The sequence below is a fragment of the Gluconacetobacter asukensis genome, assembly GCF_014174375.1.
In the GTDB taxonomy this organism is placed as follows: domain Bacteria; phylum Pseudomonadota; class Alphaproteobacteria; order Acetobacterales; family Acetobacteraceae; genus Gluconacetobacter; species Gluconacetobacter asukensis.
In genome coordinates, this window is sequence record NZ_JABEQE010000002.1 from 282,947 (window position 1) to 299,068 (window position 16,122).

12 protein-coding genes are annotated in these 16,122 nt (G+C 68.6%); 8 read left to right on the plus strand and 4 right to left on the minus strand.

Going from position 1 to position 16,122, the window contains the following annotated elements; genetic code table 11:
- Nucleotides 1-12: 12 nt before the first annotated feature.
- Nucleotides 13-2,400 (plus strand): penicillin acylase family protein, encoded by a 2,388-nt coding sequence (locus tag HLH35_RS03625; protein WP_182977827.1) that lies wholly within the window; start codon nucleotides 13-15, stop codon nucleotides 2,398-2,400.
- 82 nt (nucleotides 2,401-2,482) lie between these two features.
- Nucleotides 2,483-4,570 (plus strand): S9 family peptidase, encoded by a 2,088-nt coding sequence (locus HLH35_RS03630; RefSeq protein WP_182977828.1) that lies wholly within the window; start codon nucleotides 2,483-2,485, stop codon nucleotides 4,568-4,570.
- 9 nt (nucleotides 4,571-4,579) lie between these two features.
- On the opposite strand, the gene HLH35_RS03635 is transcribed toward HLH35_RS03630, so the two are convergent.
- Both HLH35_RS03635 and HLH35_RS03640 read right to left on the minus strand, forming a co-directional pair.
- A complete protein-coding gene (locus HLH35_RS03635; protein ID WP_246384831.1) occupies nucleotides 4,580-6,337 on the minus strand; it encodes a stimulus-sensing domain-containing protein in 1,758 nt (585 codons plus the stop codon).
- Nucleotides 6,338-6,402: 65 nt separating this feature from the next.
- A complete protein-coding gene (locus tag HLH35_RS03640; RefSeq protein ID WP_182977969.1) occupies nucleotides 6,403-7,113 on the minus strand; it encodes a response regulator transcription factor in 711 nt (236 codons plus the stop codon).
- Nucleotides 7,114-7,370: 257 nt separating this feature from the next.
- On the opposite strand from HLH35_RS03640, the gene HLH35_RS03645 reads away from it, so the two are divergent.
- The 6 genes from HLH35_RS03645 (at nucleotide 7,371) to trmB (ending at nucleotide 14,475) form a co-directional block, all read left to right on the plus strand.
- Nucleotides 7,371-8,000 carry a nucleotide exchange factor GrpE gene (locus HLH35_RS03645; RefSeq protein ID WP_182977830.1) on the plus strand — a complete coding sequence of 210 codons (630 nt, stop codon included), beginning with the start codon at nucleotides 7,371-7,373 and terminating at the stop codon, nucleotides 7,998-8,000.
- 202 nt (nucleotides 8,001-8,202) lie between these two features.
- Complete coding sequence (gene dnaK, locus HLH35_RS03650; protein ID WP_182977831.1) at nucleotides 8,203-10,104, plus strand: molecular chaperone DnaK; 1,902 nt, start codon at nucleotides 8,203-8,205, stop codon at nucleotides 10,102-10,104.
- 190 nt (nucleotides 10,105-10,294) lie between these two features.
- Nucleotides 10,295-11,419: a molecular chaperone DnaJ gene (dnaJ, locus tag HLH35_RS03655; protein ID WP_182977970.1), complete on the plus strand. Its 1,125-nt coding sequence runs from the start codon at nucleotides 10,295-10,297 to the stop codon at nucleotides 11,417-11,419.
- Between the two features lie 158 nt (nucleotides 11,420-11,577).
- Nucleotides 11,578-12,354, plus strand: a complete 777-nt coding sequence (gene dapB, locus HLH35_RS03660) for a 4-hydroxy-tetrahydrodipicolinate reductase (protein WP_182977832.1) — start codon at nucleotides 11,578-11,580, stop codon at nucleotides 12,352-12,354.
- 167 nt (nucleotides 12,355-12,521) lie between these two features.
- On the plus strand, nucleotides 12,522-13,709 hold the full coding sequence (metK, locus tag HLH35_RS03665) for a methionine adenosyltransferase (protein ID WP_182966371.1): 1,188 nt from the start codon (nucleotides 12,522-12,524) through the stop codon (nucleotides 13,707-13,709).
- 16 nt (nucleotides 13,710-13,725) lie between these two features.
- Nucleotides 13,726-14,475 carry a class I SAM-dependent methyltransferase gene (trmB, locus tag HLH35_RS03670; RefSeq protein ID WP_182977833.1) on the plus strand — a complete coding sequence of 250 codons (750 nt, stop codon included), beginning with the start codon at nucleotides 13,726-13,728 and terminating at the stop codon, nucleotides 14,473-14,475.
- Between the two features lie 117 nt (nucleotides 14,476-14,592).
- Here trmB and HLH35_RS03675 read toward each other — a convergent pair whose 3' ends face one another.
- Nucleotides 14,593-15,540, minus strand: coding sequence for an SDR family oxidoreductase (locus HLH35_RS03675; protein WP_182977834.1), 948 nt, complete (start codon nucleotides 15,538-15,540; stop codon nucleotides 14,593-14,595).
- Nucleotides 15,537-16,118, minus strand: a complete 582-nt coding sequence (locus HLH35_RS03680; protein WP_408870090.1) for a DedA family protein — start codon at nucleotides 16,116-16,118, stop codon at nucleotides 15,537-15,539. Before HLH35_RS03680 ends, HLH35_RS03675 begins: the two co-directional genes overlap by 4 nt.
- Nucleotides 16,119-16,122: the final 4 nt, after the last annotated feature.

Consider the following 16,122-nt stretch of genomic DNA (forward strand, 5'->3'; position numbering starts at 1 on the left):
GAAGAGGTCTTGATGCAGGCAACCCGTCGTGCGGTTCTTCTTGGCGGCGTCGCCGCGACCCTGTCCATTCCGATGCGCGGTGCCGGGGCCGCCCCCGTGCCGGCGGGCCTCGCCGGGCTCGACGGGCCGGTCGAGATTCTGGAAGATCGCTGGGGCGTGCCCCATGTACGGGCCCGGACCATCCCGGACGCCTTCTTCGCCGACGGGTATCTGGTGGCGCGGGACCGGCTGTGGGAACTGGATTTCGGCCACCGCCGCTCACTGGGCCGGCTGGCCGAAATTTTCGGCTCGGCGTTCGTGCCCTCCGACACCGCCAACCGGCTGGTGCTGTTCCGGGGCGATGCCGATCGGGAACTCGCAGCCTTTCCATCGCTGGTGCAGGACTGCGCACGCGCCTATGTCGCCGGGATCAACGCACGGATCGCCGAGGTGACGGCCACGCCATCACTGCTGCCGCCGGAATTCGCCATCTTCGCCTGCACGCCGCTGGAATGGGATGTCCTGGACCTGATCCGCATGCGCGCCGAAGTCGCGGGCAACACCCGCACCGAGATCCGCCGGGCGCGGCTGGCGGCACGGGGGGCACTGGCCTACGACGCCCTCGTGACACCACTGGAGCCGGCCCATGTGCCCCGCGTGCCGGACGGTCTGGATGTGGCGGCGGTGACCGAAGCCGATCTCGGACTGTTCGGCGTGTTGCAGGCCCCCCTGCCGCTGCACGGCCTGCACGCGGCGGCCGATAACGAGACAAGGCGGCGCAACGAGGGCAGCAATGCCTGGGTCATCGCCCCCACCCGCACCGCGACCGGGCGGCCCATCCTGGCGAACGATCCGCATCTGGGATTCGGCGCGCCGGGTCCGCGCCATGTCGTGCATCTGACGGCGCCGGGGCTGGATGTGATCGGCGGCGGCTCGCCGGGCATGCCGGGCGTCATGCAGGGCCACAACGCACGGATCGCCTTCGGGCGCACGAACTTCCATATCGATCAGGAAGATCTGTTCATCCTGCGCACCGATCCGGATGACCCGCTGCGCTATGCCCACCAGGGCGGCTGGAAGCGGATGGAGCAGGTCGAGACACGGATCGCGGTGCGTGGCGAGGCCGAGCGGGTGGTGAGCCTGTTCTATTCCGTGCACGGGCCGGTGGTGGCGCGGGACCCGGCCCGGCACCGCGCGACGGCGGTTTCGGCCACCTGGCTGGCCCCCGGCGCGAACGGCATGCTGGCCAATATCGGCATCGACCTCGCCCATGACTGGGCCAGTTTCCGCGAGGCGCTGCGGGTCCATACCAGCCCCACCAACTTCACCTATGCCGATATCGACGGGAATATCGGCTGGCAGGCCGCCGGCGGCCTGCCCCATCGCGCCGACGGCCATGACGGGCTGCTGCCCGCGCCGGGCGACGGGCGATACGACTGGCAGGGTCTGCAACCGCTGGAGGCACTGCCCAGCAGCTTCAACCCCGCGCTGGGCTGGTTCGGCACCTCCAACGAGATGAACCTGCCCCCGGACTACCCGGCCGAGGAACGGCGCGTCAGCTTCGAATGGCGCGACCGCTTCCGCCACGAGCGCGTGGCCCAGATGCTGGACGCGACCCCACGTGCGACCCTGGCGGACAGCGTGGCGCTGCAGCATGACACGCTGTCCGTGCTGGCCTTGCAGATGGTGCGGCTGCTGCCCGACATGCCGCCCGCCCTGGCCGCCGAGGCCGCGCTGCTGCGCGCATGGAACGGCCGCGTCGACGCCGACAGCGCGGCGGCGGCGCTGTATGAAGTCTGGTGGACGCGGCTGGAACGCGCGCTGCACGCGCTGATCATCCCTCCGTCCCTGCACGACCTGCTGCCCGGTCCGGTCAACGCCACGGTGCAGCTTTCCCTGTTCCAGTCGCCCGATTCCCGGTTCGGCGCCGACCCGGCGCAGGCCCGGGACAGGATGCTGGCCGACACGTTCGGCGCGGCAGTGGCCGAACTGCGCGAGCGGCTGGGTCCCCTGCCGGCCGCCTGGCGATGGGGCGCGCTGCACACCATCACCCTGCGCCATTCCCTGGCCGGCGTCCCGGCCGTGGCGGCGGCCTTTCCCGCCATTGGCGGCCCGGAAGCGGAAAGCGGCGGCGACCCGTACACCGTCATGGCCCGCTGGTACACCCCGATGGCGGGCGCGGCGCACGCCTATGCCGCGACCGGCGGGGCAAGCTACCTGATGGTGTGCGATGTCGGAGACTGGGACCGCTCCCTGTACCTCAATTTCCCCGGCCAGTCGGCCGACCCGCAGTCGCCGCATTACGCCGATTTCCTGCCCGTCTGGCTGCGGGGCGCGATGCAGAAACTGACCTTCAGCCCACGCAGCGTCGACGCGGCCACGATCCGGCGACTGACCCTTCAGCCGAAGCAGCAGCGATGAATCCGCCAGGCACCTCTCCATCATTCACCCGTGCCGAGGACGAGATCTTCACCGCCCTCGCCGGAGCCGGAAAGCAAGCCGCATGACCGTCCGATCCTCCCTTCTTGCCGCCTCCCTTCTTGCTGGCACGATGCTGCTGGCTGCCTCCATCCTCCCGGCACGCGCCGCACCGGCGGAGGACGGAACCCGCCTGGCCGGCCTGCTGGCGATGCCCTATGCCAACGGCCTGACCGGCGCCGCCGGCGCGCCGCGCGTGGCTTGGGTGGAGCGCCGGGACGGCGTGCGCAATATCCTGGTCTCGGACGGCGGCGCGGCGCCCCGCCGGGTGACGGCGTACACGAAGGATGACGGGACCGACCTGTGGGGGCTCGCCCTCAGCCCCGACGGACGGATGCTCGCCTTCGTCGAGGGAGGCGACGCGGAATATCCCGACGATGCACCACCGAACGCCGGCAATGCGCCGGTTCCCGGAAAGCAGACGGTGCGCGTCGTCCTGCCCGACGGGCGGATCGTCACGGCGGGGGAAGGGCATGCGCCCACCTTCTCGCCGGACGGGCACCTGCTGGCCTTCGCGCATGGCGGCACATTGCTGGTCGGCAGGGCCGGCGGCGCCCCCAAAGCAGTGCTGACGACGCGGGGAGCGATTACCGCCCTGCACTGGTCGCCGGACGGCGCGCGGCTGGCGATCGAAATCGATCGCGGATCGCATGATGTGATCGCCTTGTGGCAGGAGAAGTCCGGCGATGAAGCGCCCGTCTTCCTGCCCGCCGCCCTGGCTCATGACCAGATGCCGGCCTTCTCGCCCGACGGGCGCTCCATCGCCTTCCTGCGGGTGCGCAAGCCCCTGCCGACGGCGGAGCGCGGGAAGGGGCGCTTCTGGTCGATACAGGTCTATGACATCGCGACCGGCACGGAGCGCACACTCTGGACAGCGCCGGAAGGGGCGGGAAGCCGCTTCTGGGCGCCGGAAGATGTCGGGCTGGCATGGACGGGCGACGGCCGGCTGCTCTTTCCGTGGGAAGGCAGCGGCTGGCTGCGGCTGTGCGCGCTCACGACCGCCGCCACGCCGGCGGAACCGCGCTGCCTGACGCCGGACGGCGCCGAAATCGCGTCCTACCGCCTGTCGCCGGACGGCACACGCCTGCTCTATACGGCGAATGCCGGCGACGTGGACCATTGGCGCGCCTGGTCGCAGCCGCTCGACGGCGGCCCGGCCAGCCCGCTGACCGGCGAGGACGAGCAGGTCATGGACCTGACGACCGCCGGTCCGGCCATCGCGGTCATGGCCACGGGCGTCACCATGCCAGCCCATCCTGTGGTGCTGCAGGGCGGGACACGGCGGGTCCCGGTCGAACCCGCCGCCCCGGCCGGCTTCGCCTTCGTCACGCCCCGGATCGTCCATGTCCGTGGCGAGGACGGACGCGACATCCACGGGCAATTGTTCCTGCCGCCGGCCGGAACAGCGGGTCCGCACCCGGCACTGGTCTTCGTCCATGGCGGGCCGAGGCGGCAGATGCTGCCGGCCTTCAACCCGATGGGCTATTATTCCAACGCCTACATCATGAACCAGGTGCTGGCGGCACGGGGCTATGTCGTCCTGTCGGTGAATTATCGCAGCGGCACCGGCTATGGCCTGGCCTTCCGCGATGCGCCCGGCATCGGGCGGGCCGGCGCCAGCGAATATGGCGACGCGCACGCAGCCGGGCTCTACCTGCGCGCGCGCTCCGATGTGGTACCGGGCCGGATCGGGATCTGGGGCGGAAGCTGGGGCGGCTACCTGACGGCGCTGGCCCTGGCCCGCGACAGCAGCCTGTTCGCGGCCGGCGCCGATTTCCACGGCGTGCACGACCTGACCAAGGCCAGCCATCCCGGCCTGTCGCCCGAGGAGAGGCAGCAGGCGCAGGAGATCGAATGGCGCTCGTCACCAGCCGCCGATATCGCGCACTGGCGCGCCCCGGTGCTGCTGATCCACGGGGATGACGACCGTAATGTGGACTTCGAACAATCCGTCCTGCTGGCCAACCTGCTGACGGCGCACGGCGTACCGTTCGAGGATCACACCTTCCCCGGCGAGCGCCACGCCTTTCTCCGCACGCAGGACTGGCTCACCGCCTATCTGTGGACCCTGCGCTTTCTCGACGCCCATCTGCAGGCCGGGCACGCGCCGTAACGCGGCCCGTCATTTCTGGGCCGGACGCCGCGTGGGGGGGGCCGCCCCCTCCCCACCGCCGCGCGGCAGGGTGACGACGAAGCGCGCGCCCATCACCTGCCCGTCCGGTGCCATGCGGTTCTCGGCACGGATCGTGCCGCGCAGGGCCTCGACGATCTGGCGGCTGATGGACAGGCCCAGGCCCGAATGCTGGCCGAAATTCTCACTGGTCGGCCGTTCGGAATAGAACCGGTCGAAAATGCTGCCCAGCTTGGCGACGGGAATGCCCGGCCCCTGGTCGGTCACCGCGATTTCCACCATCCCGCCGGAGACGGCAGCGGCACTGAGCACGATCCGGCCGTCCGGCGGGGAGAACGAGATCGCGTTGCCGATCAGGTTGCGCAGCACCTGCACCAGCCGGTCCTCGACCGCCATCACGGTCAGCGGCCTGTCGGGCGAGGCCGCGCTGCTGACGCTGAGAATCGGCTGGCCGGGGCTGCGCGTCGCCTGATGGATTTCAGCCAGTACCGACAGCATCGGCACCACCGCCACCGGTTCGGCCCGCGCGCGCGACAGTTCGGCATCCACCCGGCTGGCATCGGAAATATCGGTGATCAGCCGGTCCAGCCGGCGCACATCGTCATTGATGATCGAAAGCAGCCGGCGCTGGCGGTTCAGGTCCTCGATCCGCAGCAGGGTTTCGATCGCCGAGCGGATCGAGGACAGGGGGTTCTTGATCTCATGGCTGACATCGGCGGCGAAACGTTCGATCGCATCCATGCGCGCCCACAGCGCCCGGGCGCTGTCCTGCAGGGCCCGCGCGACCTCGCCGATCTCGTCCCGGCGGGCCAGCAGGCGCGGCGGCACGCTGTCCGACCGGCCCGACGCTTCGCGGATGACATGGGCCGACGCCGCCAGCCGCAGCAGCGGCCGCGCGATGGTCAGCGACAGGTACCATGACAGCAGCACGGTGAGGGCCAGCGCCACCAGCACCAGCGACAGGATCGACGACCGCACCGCGAACAGCGACCGGTCGACATCGCGCGCCTGGCGCGTCAACTGGATGATGCCGACCGTCTGGCCCTCATGCATCACCGGCTCGGCCACGGTCACGATCAGGTGGCGGTTGGCGGTGCGGCGGATATAGGGCGGCATTTCCGGCGCCGCCTGCCCGCCCCCCGCCACGGGCTGGACCGAGGGATCGGTATCAGGCGTGTCCAGCGTGATGATCCGCGTGCCCGACAGGGTCGGCAGCATCGACAGCAGCCGGTCATAGAACCGCTCGACAAACCCCACATTGGGGGCGCTGTCGACAATCCGGTCGTCGCCATCATCGCCCGCGACGGGCGAGGGCAGGGGCTGGGCATCGATCTGGCCGCGCACCCGGCGATGCCGGACCGCCGCCGCCTCGACCCGGCTGTCCGCCACCAACTGCCCATCGGGGGCGAACAGCCGCGCATGGGCGCTGGGGCTGGGCTCGGTCAGGCGCAGCAGCAGCGGCCGCGCCTGGCTGGCGTCCAGCACCGGGTCCGCCCCGCGGCCGGACGTCACCGCATTCTGCCCCAGCGCGCCGGCATAGATGCGCGCCTGTTCGCGCAGCGCCATGACCTCGGCTTCCAGCAGACTGTTCTGGAACTGGTTCAGATAGACCAGGGTCAGCGCCAGCAGCATCAGCGGCAGCGCGTTGACCAGCAGGATACGCCGCATGAGCGGCGAGACGAGGCGCGTCCGATATTCATGGAAGGCCGACGCGGCATCATGGGTCTGGATCTCGGCCCATGACGTCATCGCCCGGCGGGCCTGCGCCAGCAGCCCGGACGGCGACACTCTTCCCGCCCCGCCGCGCACCGGCATTATTCTTCCTTGTACCGGTAGCCGATGCCGTACAGCGTCTCGATCTGGTTGAAATCCTCGTCCACCTGGCGGAATTTCTTGCGCACGCGCTTGATGTGGCTGTCGATGGTCCGGTCATCGACATAGATGTTCTCGCCATAGGCGGCGTCGATCAGCTGGTCGCGCGACTTGACCAGGCCGGGCCGGGCCGCAAGCGCCTTGACCAGCAGGAATTCCGTCACCGTCAGCTGGATGTCCTTGCCGCGCCACAGGCACTGGTGCCGGGTTTCATCCAGCGACAGGTCGCCGCGCACCAGGCTGCCGCCGGCGGCCGGGCCACCGGCCTCGACCCGGTTGACCTCGTTGCGGCGCAGCAGCGCGCGGATGCGCTCCAGCAGCAGCCGCTGCGAGAACGGCTTGGTGATGTAGTCGTCGGCTCCCAGGCGCAGGCCCATCAGCTGGTCCACCTCCTCATCCTTCGAGGACAGGAAGATGACCGGCAGCTGCGAGCGCGCCCGCAGGCGCTGCAACAGTTCCATGCCATCCATGCGGGGCATCTTGATGTCCAGCACCGCCAGGTCGACCGGACGGCTCATCAGCCCGTGCAGCGCGCTTTCGCCGTCGGTATAGGTGCGGACGTTGAACCCTTCGGCCTCCAGCGTCATCTGGACCGACGCCAGGATATTCCGGTCGTCATCGACCAGGGCGATCGTGTGTTTCGTCGGCTCCATCGCGGCGTTCTCGCTCCCTTCCAGGCCGGGGTCGGCCTTCCTCATGTCCGGCCGGGGCGGTGGTGCGGCCCCTCACAGTCCGGGCGGCATCTTAGACCCGGCCATGTGCCGATGTCATGACTGCCTGCTCATGACGATCCATCCATCTTCGTCCCACGCATTCCTGCCCCGCACGGGCCGGAAAGCCGCATGAACATCACGTTGATGGTGGTCGTTACGCCTTGTCCAAGGGCGCGGGCTCACCTACTTCAGAAGGCATGAGCCACGATACAGACCCCACCCACGTCGCCGACTCTCCGAGCGGAGAGACCGGGGCGTCCGCGCCGGGCCAACACCCCGGTCACGATCAGGACACGGTCCGGCCGGAAAGCGGCCAGACCGAGGCCACCCACCCCCATATCCAGGAGCTGGAAACAGCCCTGGAAGAAATGCGCGAAAAATGGCTGCGCTCCGAGGCGGAGATGCAGAACCTGCGCACCCGCACCAAGCGCGAGGTGGAAGATGCGCGGCAATATGCCACGCAGAAATTCGCCCGCGACGTCGTCGAGGCCGCGGAAAACCTGAAGCGCGCCCTGGGCAGCCTGCCCCCGGCCGCCGAAGGCGAGGATGCGCTGATCACCCGCATGCGCGAAGGGATCGAGAGCACCGAGCGGTCGTTCCTGGGCATCCTGGAGCGCAACGGCATTTCCGCCACCGATCCGGCCGGACATCCGTTCGACGCCCACCACCACCAGGCGATGGCCGAACAGCATAGCGACGAGCACGCGCATGGCACCGTGATCCAGGCCTGGACACCGGCCTGGACGCTGCATGGCCGCCTGCTGAAGCCGGCGATGGTCGTCGTCTCCAAGGGCGCCACCCCGGCGGCGGACAAGCCGGCGGGCTGAAACCGTCGGGCAGGAGGGCGGCCGCCGTCCGGCGACGGCGCCCTCTTGAAACGAACGCCATGGCTGAATACATGCTGAACACGGCCATGGCGGCACGGGCGGATGTGGTAAAACAGTCCAGTCATTCCGCCACACGGCAGATTTTCTAGGGTCCATTCCGGTGCTTCGGGCCGGTCCGGGCCGCTGACAGGAGAGAAGATACATGAGCAAGGTTATCGGCATCGACCTCGGCACGACCAATTCGTGCGTCGCGATCCGCGAAGGGGACGAAACCCGCGTCATCGAGAACAGCGAAGGCGCACGCACCACCCCGTCGATGGTCGCCTTTACCGACAGCGGCGAAATGCTGGTCGGCCAGGCTGCGAAGCGCCAGGCGGTGACCAACCCGTCCAACACGCTGTACGCGGTCAAGCGCCTGATCGGCCGCCGCTATGACGACCCGACCGTCACCAAGGACAAGGGTCTGGTCCCCTACAACATCGTCTCCGGCGACAATGGCGACGCGTGGGTCGAGGCGCAGGGCAAGAAATACGCCCCCTCGCAGATCGCCGCCTTCGTGCTGGGCAAGATGAAGGAAACCGCCGAGTCCTATCTGGGCGAGACGGTGACGCAGGCCGTGATCACGGTTCCGGCCTACTTCAACGACGCGCAGCGCCAGGCGACCAAGGATGCCGGCCGCATCGCGGGCCTGGAAGTCCTGCGCATCATCAACGAGCCGACGGCCGCGGCCCTGGCCTATGGCCTGCAGAAGAAGAACAGCGGCACGATCGCGGTCTATGACCTGGGCGGCGGCACGTTCGACGTGTCGGTGCTGGAAATCTCGGACGGCGTGATCGAGGTGAAGTCGACCAACGGCGACACCTTCCTGGGCGGCGAGGATTTCGACGCGCGGATCATCAGCTACCTGGCCGACGAGTTCAAGCGCGAGCAGGGCATCGACCTGCGCGCCGACAAGCTGGCCCTGCAGCGCCTGAAGGAAGCGGCGGAAAAGGCGAAGATCGAGCTCTCCTCCTCCAAGGAGACCGAGATCAACCTGCCGTTCATCACCGCCGACGCCTCGGGCCCGAAGCATCTGGTGCTGAAGCTGAGCCGCGCCAAGCTGGAAAGCCTGGTCGACGACCTGATCCAGCGCACGCTGGAGCCCTGCCGCGCCGCCCTGAAGGACGCGTCGGTCTCGGCCGCGGAAATCGAGGAAGTGATCCTGGTCGGCGGCATGACCCGCATGCCCAAGGTCATCGAGGCGGTGAAGCAGTTCTTCGGCAAGGAGCCGGCCCGCAACGTGAACCCTGACGAAGTCGTGGCCATCGGTGCCGCGGTGCAGGGCGCGGTGCTGAAGGGCGACGTCAAGGACGTGCTGCTGCTGGACGTGACCCCGCTGTCGCTGGGCATCGAGACGCTGGGTGGCGTGTTCACCCGCCTGATCGACCGCAACACCACGATCCCGACCAAGAAGAGCCAGACCTTCTCGACCGCCGAAGACAATCAGGGCGCCGTGACCATCAAGGTCTATCAGGGCGAGCGTGAGATGGCGGCCGACAACAAGCTGCTGGGCAATTTCGACCTGACCGGCATCGCCCCCGCCCCGCGCGGCGTGCCGCAGATCGAGGTGACGTTCGACATCGACGCCAACGGCATCGTCTCCGTGTCGGCCAAGGACAAGGCGAACGGCAAGGAACAGCAGATCAAGATCCAGGCGTCGGGCGGTCTGTCCGAGTCCGACATCGAGAAGATGGTCAAGGACGCCGAGGCGAATGCCACGGCCGACAAGGCCAAGAAGGAACTGGTCGAGGCCCGCAACCAGGCCGAAAGCCTGGCGCATCAGGTCGAGAAGTCGCTGGCCGAAGCCGGTGACAAGGTTCCCGCCGCCGACAAGGCCGAAGCCGAAGCCGCCGTCGCCGCGGTCCGCAAGGCCCTGGAAGGCAGCGACGCGGCGGCGCTGAACAGCGCGTCCGAGACGCTGTCGAAGGCCGCGATGAAGATCGGCGAGGCCGTCTACAAGGCCGAGCAGGCCGGCGCCGCCGGGGCGGGCGCTGCCGGTGCCACCGGGCCGAACGGCGAAAAGGTCGTCGACGCCGACTTCGAAGACGTGGAAGACAAGAAGTAAGCAGTCGGCCAGACAGGCCGGCGTTTACCGCGCGGCATGCGCCGGCCTTCGGGCCGGCGCCCTGCCCAAGCGAGGCGCCCCCTTCCCTGAAGGTGGGCGCTTTTCCATTGCATGACTGACAGGGCCGCATTCCGGCCGGCGCAACGATGCTCCGGTCTGTCGCGAAGCGGTCCCGCCAATGAGGACCATGATGGCCACCAAGCTTGATTACTACGCCGTACTTGAAGTCTCCCGCGATGCGAATGGCGACGAGGTGAAGAAGGCGTATCGCAGGCTGGCCATGCAGTACCATCCGGACCGCAATCCCGGCGACGCGTCGGCCGAGGCCCGGTTCAAGGACATCAGCGAAGCCTACGATGTCCTGAAGGACGACCAGAAGCGCGCCGCCTACGACCGGTTCGGCCATGCGGCGTTCGAGGGCGGCGGCCCCGGCGCCGGCGGCTTCGATTTTGGCGGCGGGCTGGGCGACATCTTCGAGCAGATGTTCGGCGACATGATGGGCGGCCGCCGCAGCGGCCGCCGGTCGGGCAGCGACATCCAGGTCCAGATCTCGATTTCCTTCACCGAGGCATTTTCGGGCGTCAAGAAGCCCATCACGGTGCCGACGCGCGTGGCATGTGAATCCTGCGACGGCACCGGCTCGGCCGACCGCGACCAGGGGGCCGAGACCTGCCCGACCTGCCACGGCGCGGGCAAGGTGCGCGCACAGCAGGGCTTCTTCTTGGTCGAGCGTGCCTGCCCGACCTGCCATGGCGCGGGCAAGGTGGTGCGCAACCCCTGCACCGCCTGCCGCGGCACCGGCACGGTCGAGCGCGACCGGACGCTGGAAATCGCGATCCCGGCCGGAGTCGAGGATGGCACCCGCATCCGCCTGTCGGGCGAGGGCGAGGCCGGCGGCAAGGGCGCCCAGCCGGGCGACCTGTATGTGCATATTGCGGTCGAGCCGCACCCGATCTTCCAGCGCGACGGGGCGAACATCTATTGCCGGGTGCCGCTGCGCATGACCCAGGCCGCCCTGGGCACCGAGGTCGAGGTCCCGGTCGTCGACGGGTCCCGCGCCAAGGTGAAGGTGCCCGCCGGCACCCAGACCGGCGAGAATTTCCGCCTGCGCGGCAAGGGGTTCTCGGTCCTGCGCTCTTCCGCGCGGGGGGATATGTATATCCAGGTTTCGGTCGAGACACCGCATCACCTGACCAAGCGCCAGCGCGAATTGCTGGAGGAGTTCGAGGCCGAGGCCGACGACCACGCGCGCGCCAATCCGGAGAATACGGGCTTCTTCAGCAAGGTCCGCGATTTCTTCGAAGGCAAGCTCTGACAGTCGGCGGCTGTACCGACGATACGCGCAGTTGAACGCCCTTTTGGTTGGGGGTAGAAAATCCGCTTATCCATGGTGATCCCCCCAACTCGCACCATGGATAATCCAGGCGGCGCGATCCCCCGGTCGCGCCGCCACCCGTTTTCCGGACTCATGACATGACGACAGACAGGATGCGGATCGGCATCGCCGGCATCAACGGGCGCGTCGGGCGCCTCCTGCGCGAAGAGGTCACGGCGGCCGGCGCCACCCTGGCCGGCGGCACCAGCCGCGCCCCGCATGCCGACAGGTCCGAGGGCCTGTTCGCCACGCTCGACGAACTGGCCCCGCTCTGTAATGCGGTGATCGACTTCACCCATGCCGTCACCGTCCGCGCGCACGCCGCCGCCCTGGCGAAAGCGGGGGTGGCCTGGGTGCTGGGCACGACCGGCCTGTCGGACATCGATCAGGACGCCGTCGCCACGGCCGCCCGCACCATCCCCGTGGTGCAGGCCGCGAATTACTCACCGGGCGTCACCCTGGTCACGCGCCTGGCGCGCCAGATGGCCGAAGTGCTGCCCTCCGCCGTCTATGACGCCGAAATCCTGGAAATGCACCACCGGCAGAAAGTCGACGCACCATCCGGCACCGCGCTCGCGATCGGCCAGGCAGTGGCCGACGGGCGGGGCATCGACCTGCCCAGCCATATGGAATCCGGGCGCACCGGCCATACCGGCCCGCGCCAGGCCGACGCGATCGGTTTCGCATCCCTGCGCGGCGGGCAGATCGTGGGGGAACATACGCTGACCTTCACGTCGGCCGGCGAACAGATCGCCCTGACACATCGCGCCTTCGACCGGCGCGTCTTCGCCACCGGCGCGGTGCGGGCGGCGCTGTGGCTGCGGGGCCGCCCGCCGGGGCTGTACACCATGGAAGACGTTCTGGGGCTTCACTGAATAGTTTCGCGGCCCGAAACGATCCGTCACGGCAATTCCCTTGTGGGATCGTGGTATCCCGCAAAAATACTTGACGATTTGTAGGTACTCGGCCAAACGGACCCGCCCGGACCCCGCATGCGTGGCGGTGTCGTTCCCTATCCCCGTACGAGACAGACAGGACCATCATGCGTAACAAAGGTGATTTTCTGTTCACATCGGAATCGGTATCCGAAGGCCATCCCGACAAGGTTGCCGACCGGATCAGCGATACGGTGCTGGACGCCTATCTGGCGGCCGATGGCGAATCCCGTGTTGCGTGCGAGACCCTGGTCACCACCAATCGCGTGGTCCTGGCCGGCGAAGTCCGTGGCCCGGCCTCCGTCACCACCGAGGCCCTGATCGAAGGCGCCCGCGCCGCGATCCGCGACATCGGCTATGACCAGTCCGGCTTCTCGTGGAAGAACGCGACGATCGAATCCTACCTGCACGCGCAGTCCGCCGACATCGCCGTCGGCGTCGACAGCGCCGGCGACAAGGATGAAGGCGCGGGCGACCAGGGCATCATGTTCGGCTTCGCCACCCGCGAGACCGAGACGCTGATGCCGGCGCCGCTGTTCTATTCCCATGCCATCCTGCATCGCATCCGCGACCTGCGTAAGGCCGGCGACGCGCGCGTGGCCAACCTGCAGCCCGACGCCAAGAGCCAGGTCACGCTGCGCTATGTCGACGGCCGCCCGGTGGGTGCCACCTCGGTCGTCATTTCGACCCAGCATGACGAAGGCGCCAGCCAGACCGCGATCCGCGAGGCCCTGCGCGAGATCGTGGTGGACGTGCTGCCGGAAGGCTGGATGTGCCCGGATGACGAATTCTACGCCAACCCGACCGGCGTGTTCGTCGTCGGCGGTCCCGATGGCGATTGCGGCCTGACCGGGCGCAAGATCATCGTCGACACCTACGGCGGCGCGGCCCCGCATGGCGGCGGCGCGTTCTCGGGCAAGGACCCGACCAAGGTCGACCGTTCGGCGGCCTATGCCTGCCGCTACCTGGCCAAGAACGTGGTCGCGGCCGGCCTGGCCGATCGCTGCACGCTGCAGATTTCCTACGCCATCGGCGTGTCGCACCCGCTCTCGGTCTATGTCGACCTGGACGGCACCGGCCGCGACGTGGACGAGGAAAAGCTGGGCCGCGTGCTGCGCGAAGTCATGAACCTGACGCCGCGCGGCATCCGCAAGCATCTGCGCCTGAACCGTCCGATCTATACCGAAACCTCGGCCTACGGTCATTTCGGCCGCACGCCCGACGCCGCCCGCGACAATTTCACGTGGGAACAGACCGATCTGGTGGACGCGCTGCGTGGTGCGTTCAACCGCTGATCACACCGGGGACCCCGTGACGGTATCCGAAACGACAACCCCTGCCTCGGCTGACGAGGCAGGGACGCCCACGGTTTCCGTCAAGGCGTCACCCGACCGGCTCTATGGCCGCCAGCGCGGCCACCCGCTGCGCCCGCGCCAGCAGCGCCTGCTGGACGAAACCCTGCCCCGCCTGCGCCTCGACCAGAGCCTTCTGGACGATCCCGCGCGCGCCTTCGGCCGCGTACCGGCCGAAATCTGGCTGGAGGTCGGCTTCGGCGGCGGCGAACATTCGCTGGCGCAGCACGAAGCCCACCCCGATGTCGGCTACATCGCCAGCGAAGTCTTCGAAAACGGCCTGTGTTCCCTGCTGTCGCGCCTGGTGCCCGACGATCAGGAGGCCACGGCCCCGGTCCCCGACCTGCTGCGGATCTGGGACGAAGACGCGCGCATCCTCCTGCGCGCCCTGCCCGAACGGTCGCTCGACCGCATGTTCCTGATGTTCCCCGATCCCTGGCCCAAGGCCCGGCACGCCAAGCGGCGCTTCGTCCACCCGGCCAATATCGCCCTGGTCGCCCGCGCGCTGAAACAAGGCGCGATCTGGCGCGTCGCCAGCGACGATCCGACCTACCAGGCCTGGGTCGAAGAGGTCATGGGCGCACAGGACCTGTTCGACACTGCGCCCCCCGCCACGACCCGCCCCGAAGGCTGGCCGCCCACGCGCTACGAGGCCAAGGCCCTGAAAGCCGGCCGCCAGCCGCTGTACTGGACCTTCATCCGCCGGTAAGAGCGGGGCTCTGCCCCGCACCCCGCCAAAGGCTGAGCCTTTGGAAACGCACCAAATGATCGGGTTTCCAAAGGGCGACTGCCCTTTGGTGGGGGTTCGGGGGCAAAGCCCCCGAGATCAGGACAGCGCAACCCCTGTCAGGCGCTCCGAAACACTCCACAGACGCCGCGCCACCGACAGGCTGAGGGCCTGTGGCGGAATGCGCGCCTCCGTCACCCGGCCGCGCCGCTCGCCCCGTCCGCCCGGGCCGTAATAGCCGCCATCCCGCGCATCGGGCGCCGTGGCGGCGAACAGGATCGGCCGCGCCCCGGCCTCGGCCGACTGGCCCAGATAGCGAAACCCCACGCGGACGAGGCGGCGCATCAGCCGTTCGGCAATGCCCTGCGGCGCCGAGGAACGGCTGACGGCAATGTCGGTCCGCGCCCAGCCGGGATGGGCGGCGATGGAATGCAGGCGCCAGCCGGCAGATTGCGCCACGCGGTTGAGTTCCAGCGCGAAGATCAGGTTGGCCAGCTTGCTCTGCTGATAGGCGCTGAAGGGCGTGTAGCGATGCCGGCCCTGAAGATCGTCGAAGACCATATGCCCCTGCCACGCCGCCAGACTGGCCACGCTGACCACCCGGCCGCCGCCCGCCGCGCGCAGCAGCAGGGGGCGCAGGCGGCCGGTCAGGGCGAAATGGCCCAGATAATTGGTGCCGAACTGCAATTCGAACCCATCCGCCGTTTCCTGCCGGCGCGGCGAGGCCATCACGCCGGCATTGTTCACCAGAATATCGAGCCCGTCGGTCCGTTGCGTCAGGTCCCGCACGAAATCGGCGACCGACCGCAGGCTGGCCAGGTCGAGCGGCAGAAACTCCACCCGCGCATCCGCCACCTGCTCGCGCAGCGCCTCCAGCGCCCGCGCCCCGCGTGCCGGATCGCGCCCCGTCAACAGCACACTCGCCCCGCGCGAGGCCAGGCCCCGCGCAACCTCATACCCCAGCCCGCCCGTCGCTCCGGTCACGACGGCAGTACGGCCCGTCAGGTCCGGTGCCCGGTCGATGGTCCATTTCGCGGCAATGCTCATGGCACGGACTCTCCTTGCTGTTCCCGCTCGGCGGCACGGGTCGCTTCGTCGGTCAGACGGATTTCGTTCTTCTTCAGAAAGATGAAGCTGCCACCCAGGACAAGGGCGGCAACGACGCCGAGCGTGATTCCAACCGGGCCGGAGAGGCTGAGGACCTTGTGCCCCAGATAATACGCCCCCAGCGCATAGCCACCGGCCCAGCCGATGCCGCCCAACGCATTGAAAAACAGGAACGTATGCCAGGGCATCTGGTTCGCCCCCGCCAGCAGCGCGACGAAGACGCGCAGGACGGCGATGAAGCGGCCGAAGAACACCACCTTGCCGCCATGGCGCCGGAACAGATAGCGCCCCAGCATCAGCCGGCGCTCGTTCAGGCCCACCTTGCCGCCATGACGTTCCAGCAGGCGATGGCCGTAGGTGCGACCGATCAGATAACCGAAATTATCGCCCATGATGGCGCCAACGATCGCCGCCACGGCGACCCAGGTAATATCCAGCCGATGCGTCGCGGCGCAATAGAGCGCCGAGGAAATGATCAGCGTTTCGGCCGGCAGGGGCAGCCCCATGCTTTCGAGCATGACG

Coding starts and splice junctions, on each gene's coding strand:
- HLH35_RS03625 (WP_182977827.1), top strand. CDS start 13: ATGCAGGCAACCCGTCGTGCGGTTCTTCTTGGCGGCGTCGCCGCGACC.
- HLH35_RS03630 (WP_182977828.1), top strand. CDS start 2,483: ATGACCGTCCGATCCTCCCTTCTTGCCGCCTCCCTTCTTGCTGGCACG.
- HLH35_RS03635 (WP_246384831.1), bottom strand. CDS start 6,337: ATGACGTCATGGGCCGAGATCCAGACCCATGATGCCGCGTCGGCCTTC.
- HLH35_RS03640 (WP_182977969.1), bottom strand. CDS start 7,113: ATGGAGCCGACGAAACACACGATCGCCCTGGTCGATGACGACCGGAAT.
- HLH35_RS03645 (WP_182977830.1), top strand. CDS start 7,371: ATGAGCCACGATACAGACCCCACCCACGTCGCCGACTCTCCGAGCGGA.
- dnaK (WP_182977831.1), top strand. CDS start 8,203: ATGAGCAAGGTTATCGGCATCGACCTCGGCACGACCAATTCGTGCGTC.
- dnaJ (WP_182977970.1), top strand. CDS start 10,295: ATGGCCACCAAGCTTGATTACTACGCCGTACTTGAAGTCTCCCGCGAT.
- dapB (WP_182977832.1), top strand. CDS start 11,578: ATGACGACAGACAGGATGCGGATCGGCATCGCCGGCATCAACGGGCGC.
- metK (WP_182966371.1), top strand. CDS start 12,522: ATGCGTAACAAAGGTGATTTTCTGTTCACATCGGAATCGGTATCCGAA.
- HLH35_RS03675 (WP_182977834.1), bottom strand. CDS start 15,540: ATGAGCATTGCCGCGAAATGGACCATCGACCGGGCACCGGACCTGACG.
- HLH35_RS03680 (WP_408870090.1), bottom strand. CDS start 16,118: ATGCTCGAAAGCATGGGGCTGCCCCTGCCGGCCGAAACGCTGATCATT.